The sequence below is a fragment of the Agrococcus sp. Ld7 genome (genome assembly GCF_045064095.1).
Lineage (GTDB): Bacteria > Actinomycetota > Actinomycetes > Actinomycetales > Microbacteriaceae > Agrococcus.
On sequence record NZ_JBISGY010000030.1, the window covers coordinates 77,606 to 98,693 of the forward strand.

General features: G+C 72.2%; 21 protein-coding genes and 1 riboswitch. Of the genes, 14 read left to right on the top strand and 7 right to left on the bottom strand.

Features of this window, described 5'->3' with window-relative positions:
- Window positions 1-37: 37 nt before the first annotated feature.
- The gene (locus ACJJVL_RS08790; protein WP_405218220.1) at window positions 38-610 is read right to left on the bottom strand and encodes a hypothetical protein; all 573 of its coding nucleotides are present in this window, start codon (window positions 608-610) and stop codon (window positions 38-40) included.
- Complete coding sequence (locus tag ACJJVL_RS08795) at window positions 607-1,383, bottom strand: glycosyltransferase family 2 protein (protein WP_405218222.1); 777 nt, start codon at window positions 1,381-1,383, stop codon at window positions 607-609. Before ACJJVL_RS08795 ends, ACJJVL_RS08790 begins: the two co-directional genes overlap by 4 nt.
- A gap of 72 nt (window positions 1,384-1,455) precedes the next feature.
- Between ACJJVL_RS08795 and mnmA the strand changes: the two genes are divergently transcribed.
- Window positions 1,456-2,589, top strand: a complete 1,134-nt coding sequence (gene mnmA, locus ACJJVL_RS08800; protein WP_405218224.1) for a tRNA 2-thiouridine(34) synthase MnmA — start codon at window positions 1,456-1,458, stop codon at window positions 2,587-2,589.
- A 118-nt stretch (window positions 2,590-2,707) separates the two neighbouring features.
- On the opposite strand, the gene ACJJVL_RS08805 is transcribed toward mnmA, so the two are convergent.
- Complete coding sequence (locus tag ACJJVL_RS08805; RefSeq protein ID WP_405218226.1) at window positions 2,708-3,265, bottom strand: hypothetical protein; 558 nt, start codon at window positions 3,263-3,265, stop codon at window positions 2,708-2,710.
- 8 nt (window positions 3,266-3,273) lie between these two features.
- Window positions 3,274-3,681 carry a DUF4383 domain-containing protein gene (locus ACJJVL_RS08810; RefSeq protein ID WP_405218227.1) on the bottom strand — a complete coding sequence of 136 codons (408 nt, stop codon included), beginning with the start codon at window positions 3,679-3,681 and terminating at the stop codon, window positions 3,274-3,276.
- A 191-nt stretch (window positions 3,682-3,872) separates the two neighbouring features.
- Between ACJJVL_RS08810 and ligA the strand changes: the two genes are divergently transcribed.
- The 5 genes from ligA to ACJJVL_RS08835 all read left to right on the top strand — a co-directional run bounded on the left by ligA (window position 3,873) and on the right by ACJJVL_RS08835 (window position 9,645).
- On the top strand, window positions 3,873-6,209 hold the full coding sequence (gene ligA, locus ACJJVL_RS08815; RefSeq protein ID WP_405218228.1) for an NAD-dependent DNA ligase LigA: 2,337 nt from the start codon (window positions 3,873-3,875) through the stop codon (window positions 6,207-6,209).
- Window positions 6,209-6,715, top strand: coding sequence for a DinB family protein (locus ACJJVL_RS08820; RefSeq protein WP_405218229.1), 507 nt, complete (start codon window positions 6,209-6,211; stop codon window positions 6,713-6,715). Before ligA ends, ACJJVL_RS08820 begins: the two co-directional genes overlap by 1 nt.
- Window positions 6,712-7,851: an AAA family ATPase gene (locus ACJJVL_RS08825; protein WP_405218231.1), complete on the top strand. Its 1,140-nt coding sequence runs from the start codon at window positions 6,712-6,714 to the stop codon at window positions 7,849-7,851. The genes ACJJVL_RS08820 and ACJJVL_RS08825 overlap by 4 nt, the downstream gene beginning before the upstream one ends.
- A gap of 35 nt (window positions 7,852-7,886) precedes the next feature.
- Window positions 7,887-8,855, top strand: a complete 969-nt coding sequence (locus tag ACJJVL_RS08830) for a hypothetical protein (protein WP_405218233.1) — start codon at window positions 7,887-7,889, stop codon at window positions 8,853-8,855.
- 121 nt (window positions 8,856-8,976) lie between these two features.
- On the top strand, window positions 8,977-9,645 hold the full coding sequence (locus ACJJVL_RS08835) for a hypothetical protein (RefSeq protein ID WP_405218234.1): 669 nt from the start codon (window positions 8,977-8,979) through the stop codon (window positions 9,643-9,645).
- A gap of 9 nt (window positions 9,646-9,654) precedes the next feature.
- Here the strand turns inward: ACJJVL_RS08835 and ACJJVL_RS08840 are convergent, their stop codons facing one another.
- Window positions 9,655-10,701 carry an Rv2578c family radical SAM protein gene (locus ACJJVL_RS08840; protein WP_405218236.1) on the bottom strand — a complete coding sequence of 349 codons (1,047 nt, stop codon included), beginning with the start codon at window positions 10,699-10,701 and terminating at the stop codon, window positions 9,655-9,657.
- A gap of 66 nt (window positions 10,702-10,767) precedes the next feature.
- Here ACJJVL_RS08840 and ACJJVL_RS08845 point away from each other — a divergent pair, with 66 nt between their 5' ends.
- The 5 genes from ACJJVL_RS08845 to ACJJVL_RS08865 all read left to right on the top strand — a co-directional run bounded on the left by ACJJVL_RS08845 (window position 10,768) and on the right by ACJJVL_RS08865 (window position 15,627).
- Window positions 10,768-11,742 carry a YdcF family protein gene (locus ACJJVL_RS08845; RefSeq protein ID WP_405218237.1) on the top strand — a complete coding sequence of 325 codons (975 nt, stop codon included), beginning with the start codon at window positions 10,768-10,770 and terminating at the stop codon, window positions 11,740-11,742.
- A 118-nt stretch (window positions 11,743-11,860) separates the two neighbouring features.
- Complete coding sequence (gene gatC / locus ACJJVL_RS08850) at window positions 11,861-12,160, top strand: Asp-tRNA(Asn)/Glu-tRNA(Gln) amidotransferase subunit GatC (protein WP_405218239.1); 300 nt, start codon at window positions 11,861-11,863, stop codon at window positions 12,158-12,160.
- On the top strand, window positions 12,160-13,728 hold the full coding sequence (gene gatA, locus ACJJVL_RS08855) for an Asp-tRNA(Asn)/Glu-tRNA(Gln) amidotransferase subunit GatA (RefSeq protein ID WP_405218241.1): 1,569 nt from the start codon (window positions 12,160-12,162) through the stop codon (window positions 13,726-13,728). Before gatC ends, gatA begins: the two co-directional genes overlap by 1 nt.
- The gene (gene gatB, locus ACJJVL_RS08860) at window positions 13,725-15,236 is read left to right on the top strand and encodes an Asp-tRNA(Asn)/Glu-tRNA(Gln) amidotransferase subunit GatB (protein WP_405218243.1); all 1,512 of its coding nucleotides are present in this window, start codon (window positions 13,725-13,727) and stop codon (window positions 15,234-15,236) included. Before gatA ends, gatB begins: the two co-directional genes overlap by 4 nt.
- Window positions 15,237-15,354: 118 nt before the next feature.
- Window positions 15,355-15,627: a GlsB/YeaQ/YmgE family stress response membrane protein gene (locus tag ACJJVL_RS08865; protein ID WP_405218245.1), complete on the top strand. Its 273-nt coding sequence runs from the start codon at window positions 15,355-15,357 to the stop codon at window positions 15,625-15,627.
- 57 nt (window positions 15,628-15,684) lie between these two features.
- Here the strand turns inward: ACJJVL_RS08865 and ACJJVL_RS08870 are convergent, their stop codons facing one another.
- Complete coding sequence (locus ACJJVL_RS08870) at window positions 15,685-16,605, bottom strand: LLM class F420-dependent oxidoreductase (protein WP_405218247.1); 921 nt, start codon at window positions 16,603-16,605, stop codon at window positions 15,685-15,687.
- Between the two features lie 95 nt (window positions 16,606-16,700).
- Between ACJJVL_RS08870 and ACJJVL_RS08875 the strand changes: the two genes are divergently transcribed.
- The 3 genes from ACJJVL_RS08875 (at window position 16,701) to ACJJVL_RS08885 (ending at window position 20,040) form a co-directional block, all read left to right on the top strand.
- Window positions 16,701-17,735, top strand: a complete 1,035-nt coding sequence (locus ACJJVL_RS08875; protein ID WP_405218249.1) for an LLM class F420-dependent oxidoreductase — start codon at window positions 16,701-16,703, stop codon at window positions 17,733-17,735.
- A gap of 76 nt (window positions 17,736-17,811) precedes the next feature.
- Complete coding sequence (locus tag ACJJVL_RS08880) at window positions 17,812-18,651, top strand: DUF3097 family protein (RefSeq protein WP_405218277.1); 840 nt, start codon at window positions 17,812-17,814, stop codon at window positions 18,649-18,651.
- Between the two features lie 96 nt (window positions 18,652-18,747).
- A complete protein-coding gene (locus ACJJVL_RS08885) occupies window positions 18,748-20,040 on the top strand; it encodes a hypothetical protein (RefSeq protein WP_405218250.1) in 1,293 nt (430 codons plus the stop codon).
- A 101-nt stretch (window positions 20,041-20,141) separates the two neighbouring features.
- Here the strand turns inward: ACJJVL_RS08885 and ACJJVL_RS08890 are convergent, their stop codons facing one another.
- Window positions 20,142-20,915: an SGNH/GDSL hydrolase family protein gene (locus ACJJVL_RS08890; protein WP_405218251.1), complete on the bottom strand. Its 774-nt coding sequence runs from the start codon at window positions 20,913-20,915 to the stop codon at window positions 20,142-20,144.
- Window positions 20,916-20,974: 59 nt separating this feature from the next.
- Window positions 20,975-21,083, top strand: a riboswitch (TPP riboswitch).
- Window positions 21,084-21,088 lie beyond the last annotated feature (5 nt).

Below are 21,088 nucleotides of genomic sequence, written 5' to 3' on the forward strand. Positions count from 1 at the left end.
CTCGGAACGTGCAGCAAGTCGACACGCGACGGATGCGTCAGGCGGCGCGCGCTGCCAGTTCGACGGCGGCCGCGGCCACGACCGCGCCGACCAGGTCGGCGGCGAGGTCGAGCATCGTGTCCTCGTAGCCGACCCGGATGTCGCGGGTGATGAGCGCGTGGCCGGCCCACTCGCCGAGCTCCCACACGAAGCCGAGCAGCAGCACCGCGGTGCTGGTGTGCAGCACGCGCGCCGTCGCGGCCCTGCGGCCCGGAGCGTTCGACAGCAGTCGCAGCTGCAGCAGCAGCTCGCGCGACAGCAGCGCGAGCACCGCGCCGCTCGCGAAGTGCGACAGCGTGTCGAGGCCGGGGACGACCTCGAAGGTGCCGAGCGCCGCGAACCAGGCGCCGGCGAGCAGCACCAGCTGCCCCAAGAGGTCGGTGACGAGCGGCATGCGCGCGAAGCGGAGCGCCATCGCGCCGCCCAGCGCGAGCAGCATCGCCGCGGCTGCCGGACCCCCTGCGACCGCCCACGCGAGCGGCACGGAGGCGGCCAGGACGATGCGCAGCACGTCACCGAGCATCCACCGACCCTGGGAGGCGAGCCAGCCCTCGGATGCCCGGGCGCTCACGGGCGCACGCGCCGCAGGTCGGGCCCGCCTGCGCGCCGCACCCAGCGGAGGCCCGCGGAGCCGTCCGTCGCCCAGTTGCGGCGGAACGTGCGCATCGCGATGCGCACGCGGTCGCCCGCGTCGCGGCGGCTGTGGAAGAAGCGCCCCTCCGCACCCACGCGCAGCTGGGAGTCGAACCGCAGCCGGGCTCGCGGCCCCAGCTGCATCGTCAGGTCGAGGTCGTCGTGCACCCCGGAGTCCGTCCGCTCGACGCGGTCAGCCACGCGGAGCCACGCCGAGCGTCGCAGCGCCATGTTCGAGCCCCACAGCGGCACGTTCGCCATCGCGGCGCCGCCGCCGACGAAGGTGCCGAGCGCGTAGAACGCGCTCGCGAGCGCCGTCCACTGCCGAGGCAGGTCGTGGAACCGCCCCGGTCCCGTGAGCCCCTCGAGTTGGGGGTCGTCGGCGAAGGCATCTCGGATGCGCTCCACCCAGTCGGTTGGGAGCACGGTGTCGGCGTCGCAGCGGGCGATGACGTCGCCGGTGGCCGCGTCGTAGCCGCGCGCTGCTGCCGCGGGGATGCCGCGGCGTGCCTCGACGACCACGCGTGCCCCCGCCGCCAGCGCGACCTCCGCCGAGTCGTCGCTCGAGCCGTTGTCGATCACGAGCACCTCGTGCGGCGCGACCGTCTGTGCGGCGAGGTGCGCCAGGCAGCGGCGCAGCGCCGCGGCGTCGTCGCGAACGGGGATGACGACCGACACCCTCGGATGCTGGGATGCGCTCGGATCGGTCACACCTGCAGTTTCCCACGCCCGGCCCCGACGGAGCGGGAGGCTCGCTACCCTGGTTCCGGCGAAAGGGGAGCCATGAAGGTGCTTGCGGCGATGTCCGGCGGGGTCGACTCTGCCGTCGCGGCCGCGCGCGCCGTCGATGCAGGGCACGAGGTGGTCGGCGTGCACCTGGCGCTCAGCCGCATGCCCGGCACGCTGCGCACCGGCAGCCGCGGCTGCTGCACGGTCGAGGACGCGATGGATGCTCGCCGGGTCGCCGACCGGCTCGGGATCCCGTTCTACGTCTGGGACTTCTCCGAGCGCTTCCACGCCGATGTCGTGCAGGACTTCGTCGACGAGTACGCGGCTGGCCGCACGCCCAACCCGTGCCTGCGCTGCAACGAGAAGATCAAGTTCGAGGCGCTGCTCGACCGCGCCATCGGGCTCGGGTTCGACCGTGTCGTGACCGGTCACTACGCACGCGTCGAGCACACCGACGCGGGCCCCGAGCTGCATCGTGCCGCGGACTGGGCCAAGGATCAGTCCTACGTGCTCGGCGTGCTCACTGCATCCCAGCTCGCGCACTGCTGGTTCCCGCTCGCCTCGACACCCACCAAGGCTGAGGTGCGCGCCGAGGCTGCCGAGCGCGGGTTCACGCTGGCGCAGAAGCCCGACAGCCACGACATCTGCTTCATCCCGGACGGCGACACCCGCGGGTTCCTCACCGAGCGGCTGGGGTCGGATCCGGGCGAGATCGTCGACCGCGATGGCGCCGTGGTGGGCAACCACGACGGCGTGCACGGCTACACCGTTGGCCAACGGCGGGGGCTGTCGCTGGGCGTGCCCTCGCCGGATGGCGGCCCGCGCTTCGTGCTCGAGGTGAAGCCGGCGACGCGCGAGCTGGTGGTCGGGCCGAAGGAGGCCCTCGCGGTGTCGCACCTCGCCGGCAGCCGCGTCTCGCACGCCGGCGCACCGCACCCGGGTCTCGTGCACGGACTGGACGTCGAGGTGCAGATCCGCGCCCACGCCGACCCGGAGCCCGCGCGCGCGTGGTTGGAGGGCGACGAGCTCGTGATCGCCGCAGTCCAGCCGCTCACCGGCGTCGCGACGGGGCAGTCGGCAGTGCTGTACGAGGGGACCCGCGTGCTCGGTCAGTGCACGATCGACCGGACGGTCGCGGCTGACCGGTCGGAGCCCGGCGCCGTTGCCCATGCCGAGGCAGCCGCATGAGCGCGATCCGCGGGCTGCTCTAGCTCGGGCACGCCGGCTGGCGTTCGCTGTGTGACGGGAGGCGGCGCTGCCGTTCGAGCTCGGCTGTGATCAGCCGTCCCGGGACCGGGCCCGAGCCTCAGTGGTGGCCGTGCTCCTCGAGCAGCGACTCGTCGAGCACGGGGAGATCACCGTCGGGCGCCTCGATCTGCTCGGCGCCGCCGTGCTCGCCGTGCGGCACCGCGAACTGCCCCGCCTCGGTGCCCGCGAGCGCGGCGGTGGCGACCGCGGCGACGACGCCGGCGGATGCGAGCAGCGAGAGCACGGCGGGGAGGGCTCTCGGCTCCGCGGTCGCGCGCGACTGGCGGCTCAGCACGACGGCGGCGACGAGCGCAAGCACTGTCTCGCCCAGCATCGGGCCGAGCGGCAGACCGCCCACCTGCTCGGTGGGCACCGCGAGCGTGCCGACCCAGACGAGCGTCGGCACCGCGAACGCCGCGAGCACCGCCGACGACGCGAGTCGCTTGCCGCGCAGCGCGAGCACGGCGACGACCGCCTGGGCGGCTCCCGCGGCCAGCAGCGGCACGCTGAGCCACGGGGCTCCGAGCGACAGCGTGGGGCCGGCGCCCACCGCGAGTGCGATGAGCGCCGACCCGAGCGCCGTGACGGATCCGGTCATCCGCAGCAGCGCAGACACGTGCTGTCCTAGACCGCTGCGCGGGCGGTCGTCGTGCGGTCGAGCGCGAGGCCGGTGCCGAGCAGCACGATCGCCGAGGCGAGGTGCAGGATGTGGTCGGCGGTGTTGAGCGCCAGGATGTTCAGCGCGGTGCCGACCAGGAAGAAGCCGACGACGCCCAGCAGCAGGTAGACGGCGCCGACCGTGATGTTGGTGCCCTTCGCGGCCGGGGCGCTGCGCAGACCGGAGATCAGCAGCGCGGCACCGATCGCGAGATGGGCGATGTTGTGCAGGTGGTTGACCTGGAAGATGCCGAGCAGCAGGCCGCCGTCGGGCCCGGCGAAGTTGTTGCCGGCGACGAACAGGCCGAGCACGCCCACCAGCAGGTAGACGGCTCCGAAGACGGTGGCGACGAGACGGTTCGGGGACTGAGTCATGACTGCTCATTTCTGTTCTGGCTGTGGATGGCCCGCGCACCTGCGTGGCACGTCGGTGTTGGTCAGGGTTCGGAGCGCCCCCGCAGGCGGATTGGTCGGGGGAGAGGAGGGCCGTATGCAGTGAACAGCAGACGCAGAGGAACACGTCTGCCGTCAGCATGCACGCGGGCGCACGCGTGCACAATGGGGTCATGGTGGGAAACGGTGAAGGGGCGGCGCTGAGCGAGGCGAACGCTCGTGCGCAGGCGCTGCGTGCACAGATCGAGGAGGCTTCGGCGGCCTACTACGACCGCGACGAGTCGATCATCGACGATGCCGCGTACGACGCCATGGTGCAGGAATTGGATGCGCTGGAGCGCGAGCATCCGGAGCTGCAGAGCCAGGACTCACCGACGCAGGCGGTGCAGGGCGGCGCTTCGAGCGGCCTCCCCACGATCGAGCACGCCGAGCGCATGCTGAGCCTCGACAACGTGTTCTCGGTCGACGAGCTGCGCGAGTGGTGCGCGAAGGCCGAGGCTGCATCCGGCCGCAGCGTGGCGTGGCTCACGGAGCTGAAGATCGACGGGCTGGCCGTCGCGCTGCGCTACGAGCGAGGCGTGCTCACCTCAGCGGCGACCCGCGGCGACGGCCGTGTCGGCGAGGTCGTGACCGCGAATGCGCTGCGCGTAGCGCGCATCCCCGAGCGGCTCTCGGGCGAGGGCCATCCGGCGCTCATGGAGGTGCGCGGCGAGGCGTTCATCCCGGTCGCGGCCTTCGAGCGCCTGAACGTGCTGCAGGAGGAGCTGCGCGACCGCGCGGTGGAGGAGGCGCGCTCGCGGTTCGAGGCCCGCGGCGGCGCGGCCGACTTCGACGAGATGCTCGAGCGGCAGCGCGCCACGAACCGCTTCCCGACCTTCGCGAACCCGCGGAACGCCGCCTCCGGCGGCCTGCGGCAGCAGCTCGAGAAGAAGCGCGGGCTCGAGCTCGAGGCCGGTGAGGCACGCATCGCCTCGCTCGCGCTGTACGTGCACGGCGTCGGCGCCTGGGAGGACCCGCCCGTCGCGGCGCAGAGCGAGATCTACCAGCTGCTCACCGACTGGGGGCTGCCGACCAGCCCGCACACGAGGGTCGAGACGAGCGTCGACGGGGTCGTCGCGTTTGTCGAGCGGTACGGGGCGGGCCGGAACGAGGTCGAGCACCAGCTCGACGGCGTCGTCGTGAAGGTCGATGAGCTGGCGCTGCATGCCGAGCTCGGTCACACCTCGCGCGCGCCGCGCTGGGCAATCGCGTTCAAGTACCCGCCGGAGGAGGTGCACACGCGACTGCTCGACATCGTCGTCTCCGTGGGTCGCACGGGCCGTGCCACCCCGTTCGCGATGATGGAGCCCGTGCAGGTCGCCGGCTCGGTGGTGCGGCAGGCGACGCTCCACAACCAGGATGTGGTGCGCGCGAAGGGCGTGCTCATCGGCGACACCGTCGTGCTGCGGAAGGCCGGCGATGTGATCCCCGAGGTGCTCGGTGCAGTGGTCGAGCTGCGCGACGGCAGCGAGCGGGAGTTCGTGATGCCGGATGCGTGCCCAGAGTGCGGCACCCCCCTCCGCCCCATGAAGGAGGGCGACATCGACCTCCGCTGCCCGAACGCGCGCTCCTGTCCTGCGCAGGTGCGCGGGCGCGTCGAGCACCTCGGCTCGCGCGGCGCGCTCGATATCGAGGCGCTCGGCGAGGTGACGGCCGCCGCGCTCACGCAGCCGACGGTGCCGGCCGAGCCGCCGCTCGTGACCGAGGCGCGGCTCTTCCAGCTCACGATGGACGAGCTCGTGCCGATCGAGGTGGTCGTGCGTGACGCCGAGACCGGTGAGCCGAAGCGCGACGACGACGGCAACCCGAGCATCCGCCGGCCGTTCCAGCGCGCGGCGACGCCTGCCGAGCGCAAGGCGGGCCACAAGGGCCCGATGCCGTCGAAGCAGGCCGAGACGCTGCTGGCCGAGCTCGAGCGCGCGAAGACGAAGGAGCTGTGGCGCCAGCTTGTCTCGCTGAACATCCGGCACGTGGGCCCCGTTGCCGCGCGTGCGCTCGCCGACTGGTTCGGCTCGTTGGCCGCGATCGAGGAGGCCACAGCCGAGCAGCTCGCCGAGGTCGAGGGCGTCGGGCCGATCATCGCCGACGCGATGGTCGAGTGGCTCGCGGTCGACTGGCATCGCGAGATCGTGCAGGCGTGGCGCGAGGCCGGAGTGCGGTTCGCGACCCCCGACCACCCCGGTCCCGGTGCAGCCGCGGAGCGCGGCGGGGTGCTCGCTGGTCTCACGGTCGTCGCGACGGGCACGCTCGACGGCTACACCCGCGAGGGCGCCCAGGAGGCCATCATGGCGGCTGGCGGGAAGGCCGCGTCCAGCGTGTCGAAGAAGACCGACTTCGTCGCGGCCGGGCCGGGCGCGGGCTCGAAGCTCGCGAAGGCGGAGGCGCTCGGCGTGCGCATCCTCGACGCGGAGGGGTTCCGGCTGCTGGTCACGGAGGGACCGGAGGCGCTGCCGGCCGTGGAGGGGGAGTGATGGACGCGATCGCGGTGCTGACGGAGGCGTACGCGCGCGTGCCGGAGCTGGCGCATCGCGCGGTCGACGGACTCACTGCGGAGCAGCTCAGCTGGGCGCCCGTCGAAGGAGCGAACCCGATCGCGTGGCTCATCTGGCACCTCGCCAGAGGGCAGGACGCCCAGATCGCCGAGCTCGCGGGCACGGAGCAGGTGTACGCGACCGGCGACTGGGCCGCGAGCTTCGGCCTGCGGCCCGATCCCGCCGACACCGGCTACGGGCACGACTCGGCGGCCGTGCACGCGGTGCGCCCCGCCTCGCCGCAGGCGCTCCTGGACTACCTGGACGCCGTGCACGAGGCGACGCGCGCCTTCCTCGGCACGCTGACTGCTGCCGATCTCGATCGCGTGGTGGACGACTCGTGGGACCCGCCCGTCACGCTCGGCGCGCGGCTCGTCAGCATCGTCGATGACGATGTGCAGCACGCCGGCCAGGCCGCCTACGTGCGCGGGCTGCAGGGCGCGTGATCACGCGGCTGGCGATCGAGGGCTATCGCTCGATCCGGTCGCTCGTGGTCGACCTGGCGCCGTTGACGGTGGTGACCGGCGCGAACGGCTCGGGCAAATCCAGTCTCTACCGAGCGCTGCGGCTGCTCGCCGACTGCGGGGAGGGTCGGGTGATCGGCTCGCTCGCGAGCGTCGGCGGCATCGACGCGGTGCGCTGGGCCGGGCCGGAGCAGGGCACCTCGCGCGGGCAGCGCACGGAGGGCACGGTGCGGCGCGGACCGGTGGCGCTGCGGCTCGGCGTCGCGACCGATCATCTCGGCTACGCGATCGACCTGGGGCTGCCGATCGAGCAGCGCAGCGCGTTCGACCTGGACCCGGAGATCAAGCTGGAGCACGTGTTCGTCGGCGCCGAGCCGCGGCCGGCGGGTGTGCTGATGGATCGCACGCGCGGCATAGCGCGGGTCGCGATCGACGACGGCTTCGCCGAGCTCGCGCGGGGCATGCACCCGTGGTCGTCGGTGCTGGACGAGTTCGCGGGGCACGCGCAGGCTGCGGAGCTCGCCGGTGCGCGTCGGATGCTGCGGGGCTGGAGGTTCCACGACGCGCTGCGCACCGACGCGACGGCGCCCGCGCGCCGGCCGCAGGTCGCGACGCGCGCCGCCCGGCTCGACGATGACGGAGCCAACCTCGCAGCCGTGCTGCAGACCGCGATCGAATCGGGATGGGATCGCGAGGTGCAGCGGGCGATCGACGACGCGTTCCCGGGCTCGCGGCTGCGACTGCCGGTGGCCGAGGGCCGGATGCAGGTGGCGCTGGAGCAGCCCGGCATGCTGCGGCCCCTCTCGGCGCCGGAGCTCTCGGACGGCACCCTGCAGTACCTGCTGCTGACTGCGGCGATGCTCTCGGCCGAGAAGCCCGACCTCATCGTGCTGAACGAGCCCGAGCGCAGCCTGCACGGCGATCTGCTGCCGGCACTGGCCGCGCGCATCCGCGATGCCGCCGCGAGCACGCAGGTGATCGTCGTCACGCACCAGCGGGAGCTGGCGGATGCGCTGGACGGTCTGCGCATCGAGCTCGCGAAGCGCGGCGGCGAGACGATCGTCGCGGGCCGCGAGGGGCTGCTCGACCAGCCCGCCTGGCACTGGCCGAAGCGCTGACCCAGCCCACAGCCGCGATCGGTACCGTGTTCGGCATGGCTGATCGACAGGACGTCCAGACCGCATTCGGTGACCTGCTCACGATCGACGGCGGTGTCTCCCTCTCGGCGTGGAGCGATGTCTGGCCCGCGCGCGTGCACGGCGGTCCGGAGGAGGTGCAGGCGGTGGTCAAGCAGACGTGGCGCAGCCCCGAGCCGCTCGAGGCCTGGCAGCGCACCCTCGTCGCCCGAGGGATCCGCACGGTTGCGCCGCTCGTGCCACCGGTGACGGTGGGCGAGGGCGACGATGCGGAGTGCTGGGTGGCGTATCCGCGCCTCGTCGGTCGCGAGTGGGCTGGACGAGCGTCGGTCGACGGCGAGCCCGCAGGGGGTGCGGATGATCTGGCCGCGGCCGGGCGACTCCTGGGTCAGATGCACGTCGCCTCCGAGGCGCTCGCGATCGACGGGTTCCCCGGCTTCGAGTGGGGCAGCGCCGAGCGGGACTCGATCGACGAGGACATCGCCGCGATCCAAGCCTCCGCAGCCGAGCACTGGTCGGGCGCGGATGTCGCGCGCTGGGTGCAGCAGCTCGACGACTTCGCGGCGCTGCTCGAGCGCGTGCGCGCCGCCGACGTGCCGCAGCTGCCCGCATCGCTCGATCACCGGGCCTCCAACTTGCTGTTCGATGCCGAGGGCGCGCTCATGCTCGACCTCGAGAACGCGGCGCTCGCACCGCGCATCCTCGATCTCGCGGTCGCCGTGCTGCTGTTCCCGCTCGAGCACGCGGGCTCCGGCGGCAGTGCACTGGGCAGCGACGAGTGGCTGGCGTTCCGCGACGCCTACCTCGAGGTGTGTCCGCTGACGCGTCAGGAGCGCGAGCTGTGGCCGGCGGCGCTCAGCTACATGAAGCTGGAGTGGGGCACGTGGCACCTCACCGAGGGCGTCGAGACCGAGCCGGAGGGCAACCTCGGCTACCTCGAGGATCTCCTGACGCTCGACGAGCACGCGCGCTACCCGATCGCCTGAGGCGATCGCCCACGGCACCGCTTCCGGGCAGTCCGCGCTGCTCCTACAGTGGATCGCATGCCAGCACACCGCAGCCAGTCGCGCATCGCGCTCGCGGCGCCCCGGGAGCGCTGAGCCGAGCGTGCACCTCGTCTTCGCGCACGGCTCCGGCGACGTCGGCCGCCACGCGTTCCCGCAGCAGGTCGCGGCGTTCCCCGATGCGGAATTCCCCGTGCTTGCGGGCTACGGCGACGACGGCCCGACCGTCTGCGACGTCGCGGCCGCCGCGCAGTCGCTCGCGATGCGCGCCGCCGACGCCGATGGCCTGGTCGGCTACAGCTTCGGCGGTGTGAGCGCGGCGATGGCCGTCGGCATGGAGCCGCCGGCGGCGCGCGTGCTCATCGAGCCGGCGCTGTTCCAGCTCGCCCGCGAACGGCCGGCGACCGCGCAGCTGATCGCGCGGCTCGAACCGATCTACCTCGATGCGAGCCTCGACGACGAGACCTTCGGGCGCCGCTTCCTGGCCGCGCTGCGCGGGGAGGATCCGGGACCGCTCCTCGCCGCCGAGTCGCTGCGGTGGTCGCGCCGCACACGGCTGCATGGCGCGCCATGGCGGCATCCGATCGACCCGGAGTGCCTCGCCGAGACGCGCACGCTCGTGCTCACCGGTGGCTGGAAGGATGAGTACGAGGAGGTCGCGGCCGCACTCGTCGAGCTCGGCGCCGAGCACGAGGTGCTCGCCGGGCACGATCATCGCGTCGTCGACCACCCGGCGTGCTCCGAGCGCATCCGCGACTTCGTCACCGCCTGAGGCGGCGCGTCAGAAGAGCGTCGGCACGGGTACCGGTTCGCTCGTCGAGGGCAGCTGCCGTGCCCTGGGCGGCGGAGCAGCGAGGCCCGTACCGCTGGTCGTGCGCACCGTCGCGAGGCCGTGCTGCCGCATGAGCGGGCGGATGCGCGCACGCAGCCACTCGCGGTAGTCGCGGTTGGCGTACGCACCTCGGCCGTAGACGCGCCCGTAGAGCGGCAGGAGATGCGGGTGCGCCTCGCGCAACCAGGCGAGGTACCACTCGCGGGCGCCGGGTCGCAGGTGCAGCGAGGACGCGATCGCGCTCGTGGCACCGGCCTCGGCGATCGACGCGAAGGCTCGCTCCAAGTGCTCGCGGGTGTCGGTGAGCCCCGGCAGCACGGGCATCGCGAACACCGCGCAGTCCAGGCCCGCGTCGCGCACGGCGCGCACGGTCGCGAGCCGTGACCGCGTCGTCGGCGTGCCCGGCTCCACCTCCTGCTGCAGCTCGTCGTCGAAGATCGCGATCGACATCGCGACCGACACCGGCACGTCGCGCGCGATCGAGGCGAGCAGCGGCAGGTCACGGCGCAGCAGCGTGCCCTTCGTGAGGATCGAGATCGACGCTCCGTGGCGCGCGAGCGCACGGAGCACGCCCGGCATGAGCCGGTAGCGGCCCTCGGCGCGCTGATACGGATCGGTGTTCGTGCCCAGCTGCACCGCATCGACCTCGCGCCTGGCGCCCGCGAGCTCGCGCTCGAGCACCGCGACCAGGTTCGCCTTCACGACGATGCGCGAGTCGAAGTCGGCGCCCGCATCGAGGTCGAGATACGTGTGGGTGTTGCGTGCGAAGCAGTAGCGGCACGCGTGCTGGCAGCCGCGGTAGGGATTGATCGTCCAGGTGCCGCCCATGAACCCGTCGCCCGGCACGCGGTTCAGGGCGCTCTTCGCGGTGACCTCCAGGAACGAGGTGCCGTCGAATCCAGGCGTCGGCCACTGCTCGAGCACGCTCGCGCGCTCCTGCAGCCCCGGCAGCGCGTCGGCGTCGACGTGCGTCGCCGTCTGCCCGTCCCATCGCATGCCACTATTCGAACACACGTTCGAGCCTCGCGCAAGCGGCAGCCGTCCGCGGCTAGGGTGCAGTGCGTGAGGGCGAGTCGACGGATGCGGGTCCTGCGGCCCGCGCTCTGGGCGACCGCGATCGTGGTGGCGTTCACCGCGCTGCTGACGCGCGCGCTGCGCCGTCCCGTCGCCGTGTGGCTGGAGACGCCCGTGGAGCACGGCGGCTGGGCACTGCTGGTCGCCTCCGCGGTCGTCGCCACCGTCGGGCTCGGCGGAGCCTCGCTCTGGCACGCGTTCGTGCTCACCAGGCTCGTGCGCGTGCGCCGCGTCGATCTGCTCATCGCCGCGCTGGGCGTGGGGGTGCTCGCGCTCGCGCTCGCGATCGCGGCGGCCGCGGCGATCGACGCTGCGGCAGCGCGGGCGATGCTGCTGCTCGCGCTCCCGCTCTGGGCCGCGGGCATCGCGAGCGCAAGCCTCGCCATGGCGATCTTCATCCACCTGCGGCGCGGGCGGATGCCCGCCACGCCGGGCACGGTGCTCATCCTGGGCGCTGGGCTGCGAGGCCGGGAGGTCGGTCCGCTGCTGCGCCGGCGCGTCGAGCGCGGCGCCGAGCTGTGGCGTCGCTCGCTCGAACACCGACCGGATGCGCGCATCGTGGTCTCCGGCGGGCAGGGGCCCGACGAGGAGCGCACCGAGGCGTCGGCGATGGCCGAGCACCTCGTCCGCCACCTGCGGGTGCCGGCGACGGCGATCGACCTGGAGGAGGCGTCGACCACGACGCGCGAGAACCTCGAGCGCTCCCGCGAATTCGTGATCGGACCGGGCAGGGCACCGCTCGCGGTGGTGACGAGCGAGTACCACGCCTTCCGCACCGCTGGGCTGCTCGCGAAGGTCGGCATCGACGGCGTCGTGGTCGGCGCGTGGACGCGGCGCTCCTACCTGCCGGGAGCGGTGGTGCGTGAGGCACTCGCGGTCGCTGCCGAGCATCGGTGGTGGAGCGCAGGGCTGGCTGCCGCGCTCTGGTCGCTCGCGGCCTGGCTGCTGCTCCAGCAACCGTAGGATTGGAGTCCGCAGGGCTCACGGCCGTGAGCCCGGAGGACTCCAGATCGAGGAGCGCCGCGCGAGCGCGGCGCGTCACGAGATCTCCCGGACGCAGCCCAGAAGAGTTGGAGACGCATTGTCTGAGATCACACGCGCAGAGGTCCAGCACCTGGCTGGGCTCGCTCGCATCGCGCTGACCGACGACGAGGTGACGAGCCTGACGACCGAGCTGTCGCAGATCGTCGATGCCATCGCCACCATCCGCGAGGTCGCGGGCGACGACGTGCCCGCCACGAGCCATCCGGTGCCGATGGACAACGTGCTGCGTGACGACGTCGTGGGCGAGACCCTCACGCACGAGCAGGCGTTCGCGGGTGCGCCCGGCCACGACGGCGAGCGGTTCCGCGTCAGCGCGATCCTGGGGGAGGAGCAGTGATGGAGCAGTCGACGAACGACCTGACGCGGATGCACGGGCACGAGCTCGCGGCGCTGCTGCGCTCGCGGGACATCTCGAGCGTCGAGGCCACCCGCGCGCACCTCGACCGCATCGCGGCGGTCGACGGCGAGATCCACGCGTTCCTGCACGTCAACGACGGCGCGCTCGAGCAGGCGGAGGCGATCGATGCCCGTCGCGCTGCAGGCGAGCGGCTCCACCCCCTCGCGGGCAGCCCGGTCGCCATCAAGGACGTGCTCTGCACGATCGGGATGCCGTCGACCTCCGGCTCCAGGATCCTCGAGGGCTGGGTCCCGCCGTACGATGCGACCGTCGTCGCGCGCCTGAAGGCCGCTGGGCTCGTGGCGCTCGGGAAGACGAACATGGACGAGTTCGCGATGGGCTCGTCGACCGAGCACTCCGCGTACGGCCCCACGCGCAACCCCTGGGACACCGACCGCATCCCCGGTGGCTCCGGGGGCGGCTCCGCGGCCGCTGTCGCCGCATTCGAGGCCCCGTTCGCGCTCGGATCCGACACCGGCGGCTCGATCCGCCAGCCCGCTGCCGTCACCGGCACCGTCGGCGTCAAGCCCACCTACGGCGGCGTGAGCCGCTACGGCGCGATCGCGCTCGCATCGAGCCTCGATCAAGTCGGCCCGGTCACGCGCACGGTGCTCGACTCAGCGCTCGTCCACGACGTGATCGGCGGCTTCGACCCGCACGACTCGACGAGCCTCGATCGCACCTGGCCGTCGTTCGCAGCCGCGGCTCGGCAGGGCACCGAGACCGGCAGCCTCACGGGGCTCAAGGTCGGCGTGGTCAAGGAGCTCGACAGCGAGGGCATCGCGCCCGATGTGCAGGCGCGGTTCCAGGAGACGGTGCAGCTGCTGACGGATGCCGGCGCCGAGGTCGTGGAGGTCTCCTGCCCGTCGTTCGAGTACTCGGTCGCGGCCTACTACCTGATCCTGCCCGCGGAGGCGTCGTCGAACCTCGCGCGGTTCGACTCGGTGCGCTTCGGCATGCGCGTCGAGCAGCCGGGTCAGACCGTCGAGGACGTCATGGCGGCCAGCCGCGAGGCGGGCTTCGGGCCGGAGGTGAAGCGCCGCATCATCCTGGGCACCTACGCACTCTCGGCCGGCTACTACGACGCCTACTACGGCTCGGCGCAGCAGGTGCGTACGCTCATCCAGCGCGACTTCGATGCCGCGTTCGAGCAGGTCGACCTGCTCATCAGCCCTGCGGCGCCCACGACGGCGTTCAAGATCGGCGAGAAGATCGACGATCCGCTGGCGATGTACGTCAACGACATCACCACGATCCCCGCCAACCTCGCGGGGATCCCCGGGATGGGCCTGCCGATGGGCCTGGGCGACGACGGCATGCCCGTCGGCCTGCAGCTGCTCGCCCCGATGTTCGAGGACGTGCGGCTCTACCGCGCAGGGGCGACCATCGAGGCCCTGCTCGCCGACCGCTGGGGCGGCATCCTCACCACCAAGGCACCGGCTCTTCGTGACGCCGCCTCCGGCGGCTCCTCAGGGAACGGGAACGATCGAGAGGGCGTGCAGCGATGAAAGACAAGCTGATGGACTTCGACAAGGCGCTCGAGCTGTTCGAGCCCGTCCTCGGGTTCGAGGTGCACGTCGAGCTCGGCACCCGGACGAAGATGTTCTCGGCGGCGCCCAATCCGGCGCATCCGGACTTCCACGACGCGGCGCCCAACACGCTCATCGACCCGCTGAGTCTCGGCCTGCCGGGCAGCCTGCCGGTGACGAACGCGCTGGCGGTGCGCCACTCCATCTCGCTCGGGCTCGCGCTCGGCTGCGAGATCGCCGAGCGCTGCCGCTTCGCGCGGAAGAACTACTTCTACCCCGACACGCCGAAGAACTACCAGATCTCGCAGTACGACGAGCCCATCGCCTTCGAGGGGCAGGTCGAGATAGAGCTCGCGAGCGGGCGAGCGGTCACGGTGCCGATCGAGCGCGCGCACATGGAGGAGGACGCCGGCAAGCTCACGCACGTGGGCGGCGCGACAGGCAGGATCCAGGGCGCCGAGTACTCGCTGGTCGACTACAACCGCGCCGGCGTGCCGCTCGTCGAGATCGTGACGAAGATGATCTTCGGCGCCGAGCACGACGCGCCCGAGATCGCGAGCGCCTACGTGCGCGCGATCCGCGACATCGTGCTGTCGCTGGGCATCTCCGAGGCGCGGATGGAGCGCGGCAACCTGCGCTGCGACGCGAACGTGTCGCTGCGCCCTCGCGGCTCGGAGCAGCTCGGCACGCGCACCGAGACGAAGAACGTCAACTCGATGCGCTCGGTCGAACGCGCGGTGCGGCACGAGATCCAGCGACAGGCGGCGATCCTCGCCGACGGCGGCACGATCACGCAGGAGACGCGGCACTGGCACGAGGACACCGGTGCGACGAGCCCCGGGCGGCCGAAGTCGGATGCCGACGACTACCGCTACTTCCCGGAGCCCGACCTGCTGCCGGTCGCGCCGAGCCGCGAGCTGGTGGACGAGCTGCGCGCAGCGCTGCCGGAGCAGCCGGTGGCGCGGCGCCGCCGTCTGAAGACGGAGTGGGGGTTCACCGATCTGGAGTTCCAGGACGTCGTGAACGCCGACATGCTGCACCTGATCGAGGCGACCGTGCTCGCGGGAGCCTCGCCGCAGTCGGCGCGCAAGTGGTGGACCGGCGAGATCGCCCGGGTCGCGAACGACCGCGGCGTCGAGGCCGCGAGCCTCGTCGAGCCCGCGCACGTCGCGGAGCTGCAGCGGCTCGTCGACGCGGGCACGCTCAACGATCGGCTTGCGCGACAGGCGCTCGAAGGCGTGATGGCGGGCGAGGGGAGCCCGGCGGCGGTCGCAGAGGCGCGCGGTCTGCAGGTCGTGAGCGACGAGTCGGCGCTCGTCGCTGCGGTCGACGACGCGCTGGCTGCGCAGCCGGACGTGCTGCAGAAGATCCGGGACGGCAAGATCCAGGCAGCCGGCGCCGTGATCGGCGCGGTCATGAAGGCGATGCGCGGGCAGGCTGATGCGGCTCGCGTGCGCGAGATCGTGATCGAGCGAGCGGCCTCCTAGGAGCGGCTTCTCAGGAAACTCTCAATCGCCTAGGTATTCTCGTTTCCAGGACCTCGCATGTGCGGGGAACCGGCGGAGCTTACCCTTGCACCGCCTTCACAGAGAAGGGACCACAATCATGGGAATCATCGGTTGGATCGTTCTCGGCCTTGTGGCCGGCGCCATCGCGAAGCTCATCCTCCCCGGCAAGCAGGGCGGCGGCTGGATCATGACGCTCATCCTGGGGGTCGTCGGCGCACTGCTCGGCGGCTTCATCGGCTCGGCGATTTTCGGCGTTGGCCTCGAGGAGTTCTGGTCGATCCAGACGTGGCTGCTCGCCATCGGCGGCGCGATCATCGTGCTGCTGATCTGGGGCCTGCTCACCAAGAACCGCGGACGCACGGCCGCCTGACGGCCGTTCCTGAACAGAGAAGGGGGTTGCCTGCTGGCAGCCCCCTTCTTCGTGTAATCATGGCGCGTCGACACCCGTGAACGCCGCCAGGTCGTCGATGTGGTCGAGGTCCTCGAGGTCGAGCGTCTGCAGGTAGACGCGCTCGACGCCCGCCGCCTGGAGCGCTGATAGTCGATCCTCGACCTCGGCTCGCGTGCCCGCGATGCCGTGCTCGCGCAGCTCCGCCGGCTCGCGCCCGATCGCAGCCGCGCGCCGGTGCACGGCCGCCTCGTCCTCACCGACACAGGCCACGAGCGCCACCGAGCGCACCACCGGCCGCGATCGCCCCTCGGCCTCGATCGCGCGGTCGAGCGCCGCGAAGAGCGGACGGATGCGGTCGAGTGCGGGGAAGGGCAGGTTGTGCTCGTCGGCGAACTGCGCCGCGAGCCGCGGCGTGCGCCGCTCGCCCAGCCCACCCACGATCACCGGCAGGCGATCCTGCGTCGGCTTCGGCAGCGCGGGGGAGTCCACGATCTCGTAGTGCGCCCCGTCGAACGAGAAGCGTGCTCCCTCCGGGGTCTCCCACATGCCCGTGACGACCGCCAGCTGCTCCTCGAGCAGGTCGAAGCGGCGCTTCGGGAAGGGGATGCCGTACGCCGCGTGCTCCTCCGCGAACCACCCGGTGCCGAGCCCGAGCTCGACCCGGCCGCCTGACATCTGATCGACGTTCGCGACCTGCACCGCGAGGATCCCCGGCACCCGGTAGGTGACGGAGGAGACGAGCGTGCCGAGCCGCACCCGCTGGGTGTCGCGCGCGAGGCCCGCGAGCGCCGTCCACGCATCCGTCGGCCCGTAGCCGGGGTCGCCGTCGCCCATCCGCAGGTAGTGGTCGGAGCGGAAGAAGCCGTCGAAGCCGAGCTGCTCGGTGCGGAGCGCCGCGGCGAGCAGCTGGTCGTAGGAGGCGCCCTGCTGGGGCTCGGTGAAGATGCGGAAGTCCATGCCCTCAGCCTACGGAGCCGCCGACACCGCGCTCCGCGTGGTCGGAGTGCCACAAAGGACGCTCGCCGCAGGTCGGCAGGTGCGACGATCGAGGCATGGACTACGGCTACTCGCTCGGCTACTGGAAGGCAGGCCCGCCTGCTGGCGCGCTGGAAGCGGTGCAGGAGGCCGAGCGCCTCGGCTTCGACTCCGTCTGGACGGCGGAGGCATACGGCTCCGATGCCTTCACGCCGCTCGCGTGGTGGGGCGCGCACACGTCGACCATCAAGCTGGCGACCGGCATCGCGCAGCTCTCCGCCCGCACGCCCGCTTCGACGGCGATGACCGCGATGACGCTCGATCATCTCTCGGGGGGCCGCGTCATCCTGGGGCTGGGGATCAGCGGCCCGCAGGTCGTGGAGGGCTGGTACGGCCAGCCCTTCCCGAAGCCGCTGGCACGGACCCGCGAGTACGTGTCGATCATGCGCAGTGTGATGGCGCGCGAGGCTCCGGTGGAGGCTCCCGGCCCACAGCTGCCGCTGCCGCGCACCGGCGAGGGCACCACCGGGCTCGGCAAGGCACTCATCTCGACGCTGCACCCGCTGCGTCCGCACATCCCCATCCACCTCGCAGCGGAAGGGCCGCGCAACACCTCGCTCGCGGCCGAGATCGCCGACGGCTGGCTGCCATTCCTGTTCTCGCCGGACCGCGACGCCGACGCGCGGGCCCTGCTCGCCGAGGGCTTCGCGAAGCGCGACAGGGCGCTCCCGCCCGCCGATGCCTTCGAGGTCTCGGTGCCGGTGCCGATCGTCGTCGATGACGATCTCGACACCGCCGCCGACCGGCTGCGCCCGATGATCGCGCTGTACGTCGGCGGCATGGGCGCGAAGGGCGCCAACTTCCACTTCGATGCGGTCGCGCGGCTGGGCTTCGAGGCGGAGTGCCTGGAGATCCAGGAGCACTACCTCGCCGGGCGCAAGGCCGAAGCGATCGCCGCCGTGCCGATGCGACTCATCGATGAGATCGCGCTCGTCGGACCGGCCGAGCGCATCCGTGACGGACTGGAGCGCTGGGAGGAGTCGGTGGTGACGCGGATGCTCGTGCAGGGCGACGCGACCGCGCTCCGGGCGATCGCGCAGCTGCGCGGCTGACCGCTCGCGCCTCACGCCGCCGGCGGCGTTTCAGGCGCGCCCGCATCCGGACCATCCATACGATCGAGCGGTGCAGATGGATTGGGACAGCTGGGGCGGCGACGTGCTCTCCGCAGAGGCCAAGGCTGCGCGGACGCCTCCGCCCCCGAAGCGCGTGCCGGCCGCACGCGAGCTGGTGGTCGAGCGACACGACGGCTACGTCGGTGCTGTCGTGCGCGTCGAGGCCGGCAGCGTGCACCTCGAGGACAGGCGTGGCGCGGTGCGCGCGTTCCCACTCGGGCGCGGGTTCTTCATCGACGGTGTCGAGGTCGAGCTCGTGCCCGCGGTCGCCGCCGCAGCGGGTCCGACCCGTACCGCATCCGGTTCGAGGGCGGTCTCCGGGGTGCGGGCGCGCGTCGCGCTGCCCAGCCGCATCCTCGTCGAGGGCGTGCATGACGCCGAGCTGGTCGAGCAGGTGTGGGGCCACGACCTGCGCGTGGAGGGCGTGGTCGTGGAGCCGCTGCACGGCGCCGACGACCTGGCGGCGATCGTCGCCGAGTTCGCGCCGAGCCGCGGCCGCCGCCTCGGCATCCTGCTCGACCACCTGGTGCCGGGCTCGAAGGAGTCACGGATCGCCACGACGGTGACGAGCGGGCGCTACGGGGCGCACGTGCGGATCGTCGGGCACCCCTTCATCGACATCTGGCAGGCCATCAAGCCCGCCCGGCTCGGCATCCAGGCATGGCCGGAGGTGCCGAAGGGCGAGGATTGGAAGCGCGGCACGCTCAGGCGCCTCGGCATGCCGCACGGAAGTCAGGACGACGTGGGACGCGCGTGGCAGCGCATCCGCTCGCGCGTGCGCGATTGGAACGACCTCGAGCCCGAGCTGCTCGGTCGCGTCGAGGAGCTCATCGACTTCGTCACCGCGCAGGAGTGATCGGACCGAACCCATCCGGATCGGGGACGGCGCCGAACCCCCGGTGCACGCAATCGAAAGCACCCACCAGGTGCTCGTGCACGAAGGAGTCACACCATGCAGAAGTCAGCGTTCTACCGAGCGGTCGCCGGGGTCGGCGCCGTCGCAGTCGTCCTCGGAGCCAGCGCCTGCTCGCCCATGAGCGATCCGGCCACCAGCCAGGCACCCGAGACCTCCGCGACGCCCATGGAGTCCATGGACGCGGGCTCGATGCTCATGCCTTCCGGCACCGGCGATCCCTTCACTGACGCACGCACGGCCGCCAGCCACATGCCGATGACGGCGACGACGCTCGCGGGCGGCTTCGTCACGGCCCTCGACATCCCGGGCGAGGTCGACTCGGACGCGGCGACACTGCGCGCCGACCTGACCGCGCTGCTGCAGGAGCACGTCTACCTCGCAGGCATCGCCGTCGCCACCGCGTACCACGCGGGTGCGGACTCTGCGCAGTTCGAGGCCGCCGCGGCCGCGCTCGACACCAACTCGGTCGACCTCTCCGAGGCTGTCGGCTCGTTCTCCGACGAGGATGAGGCCGAGGCCTTCCTGGCGCTGTGGCGCGAGCACATCGGCTACTTCGTCGACTACGCGGTCGCCGTCAAGGGCGGGGACGACGCCGCGGCCGACGAGGCGACCATGAACCTGCAGGGCTACACCGGCGAGGCCGGCGCCTTCTTCGAGGAGATCTCGGGCGGCGTGCTGCCCGCAGACGCGATCGCCGAGAACCTCGTCATGCACGTCGAGACCCTCAGCGCCGCGATCGATGCGTTCGCAGCGGGCGAGCCGACCGCGACCGACACGCTGCAGGAGGCCGCGAGCCACGTCGTGATGACGTCAGAGGTGCTCGCCGGTGGTCTTGCCACGACAGGCGCGCTCGAGGGCGATGTCGCCGATGAGGCGTCGACGCTGCGCTCGCAGCTCGTCGCTGGCCTGCAGGAGCACGTCTACCTCGCCAGCATCGCCGTCTTCACGGCGTACACGGCCGAGGACGGCGTCGAGTCGCAGGCGTTCGAGGGCGCAGCGGCAACGCTCGACGCGAACTCGGTGGCCCTCAGCGAGGCCATCGGCACGCTGGCGGGCGAGGAGAACGGCACCGCGTTCCTCGAGCTGTGGCGCGAGCACATCGGCTACTTCGTCGACTACGCGACGGCGATCGCCACGGATGACCAGGCAGCAGCAGACCAGGCGCTGATGGACCTGGACGGCTACCGCCCCACGGCAGGGGCGTTCTTCGAGGAGATCTCGGGCGGCGAGCTGCCGGCTGACGCCATCGCCGATGGCCTCGGCACGCACGTCGAGACGCTCGCGGGCGCGATCGACTCGCTCAAGGAGCAGCTGGTCGACGCCGGCTGATCCAGACAGGGCTGAGGGGCCGCGGCGTTCGCGTCGCGGCCCTTCGTCGTGCGCGCCGGGCCACACCCGCCTGCCGCCGGCTCCGGCTCATTCGAGCCGCATCAGGCGATCGGCTCGACCTCGACCAGCTGCGGCAGCTTCGGGTCGCGACCGTCGCCGGACGAACGGCCGGTGAAGCGTCGGCCGAGCCACGGCAGCACGAACTCGCGGTAGTACGCGAGGCTCCGGGGGCCCTCGGCGGTGCTCGCCGCGGCGAGGTCGCGCCAGCCATCCGGTGCCTGGTGGCCGAGCGCTCGCAGCACGTTGCGCGCGACATGCGCGTGCCCCGCGGCGTTCAGGTGCAGCCGATCGACCGACCAGAACCGCGCGTCGCGCAGCTCGGGGTCGGCCCAGTTGTCGACGTAGGGCGCATCCAGGTCGCCGACGCGCCGCTCGACCGCTCGGGCGAGCGCGTCGCCGCGGCGTTGCATGACGGCGCCGATCGGCATCACCTGGCTGGGGTTGCCGCCCGAGAGCAGGATCGGCCGGATGCCTGCGTCAGCGATGCGATGCGCGGCGTCGGCGAGCCGCTCGGCGACGTGCTCGATCGAGACGCGCGGGCGCAGGATGTCGTTGCCGCCGCCGTTGATCGAGATCGCGTCCGGCCGCAGGGCGATCGCGGCATCCAGCTGCTCGTGCAGGATGCCGGCGAGCTTGCGACCCCGGATCGCGAGGTTCGCGTAGCGCACGGGGAATCCCTGCGCCGTGGCGAGACCCGCGGCGACGAAGTCTGCCCACCCCCGCACCGAGCCATCCGGCAGCTCATCACCGACGCCCTCCGTGAAGCTGTCGCCCACGGCGACGAATGAACGGATCTCCTGCACGGTCTCAGCCACCGGCCCAGCCTACGACCGCCCGCCTGAGGCGCGACGCGCGATCGCGCGCAGGCTAGGCTAGGGGTCAACACGGGAGTCCGGTGCGCCGGGCTGAGAGGAAGATCGCAATCTTCGACCGTCACACCTGATCTGGATCATGCCAGCGCAGGGAGACACAACACCCGTGCCATCTC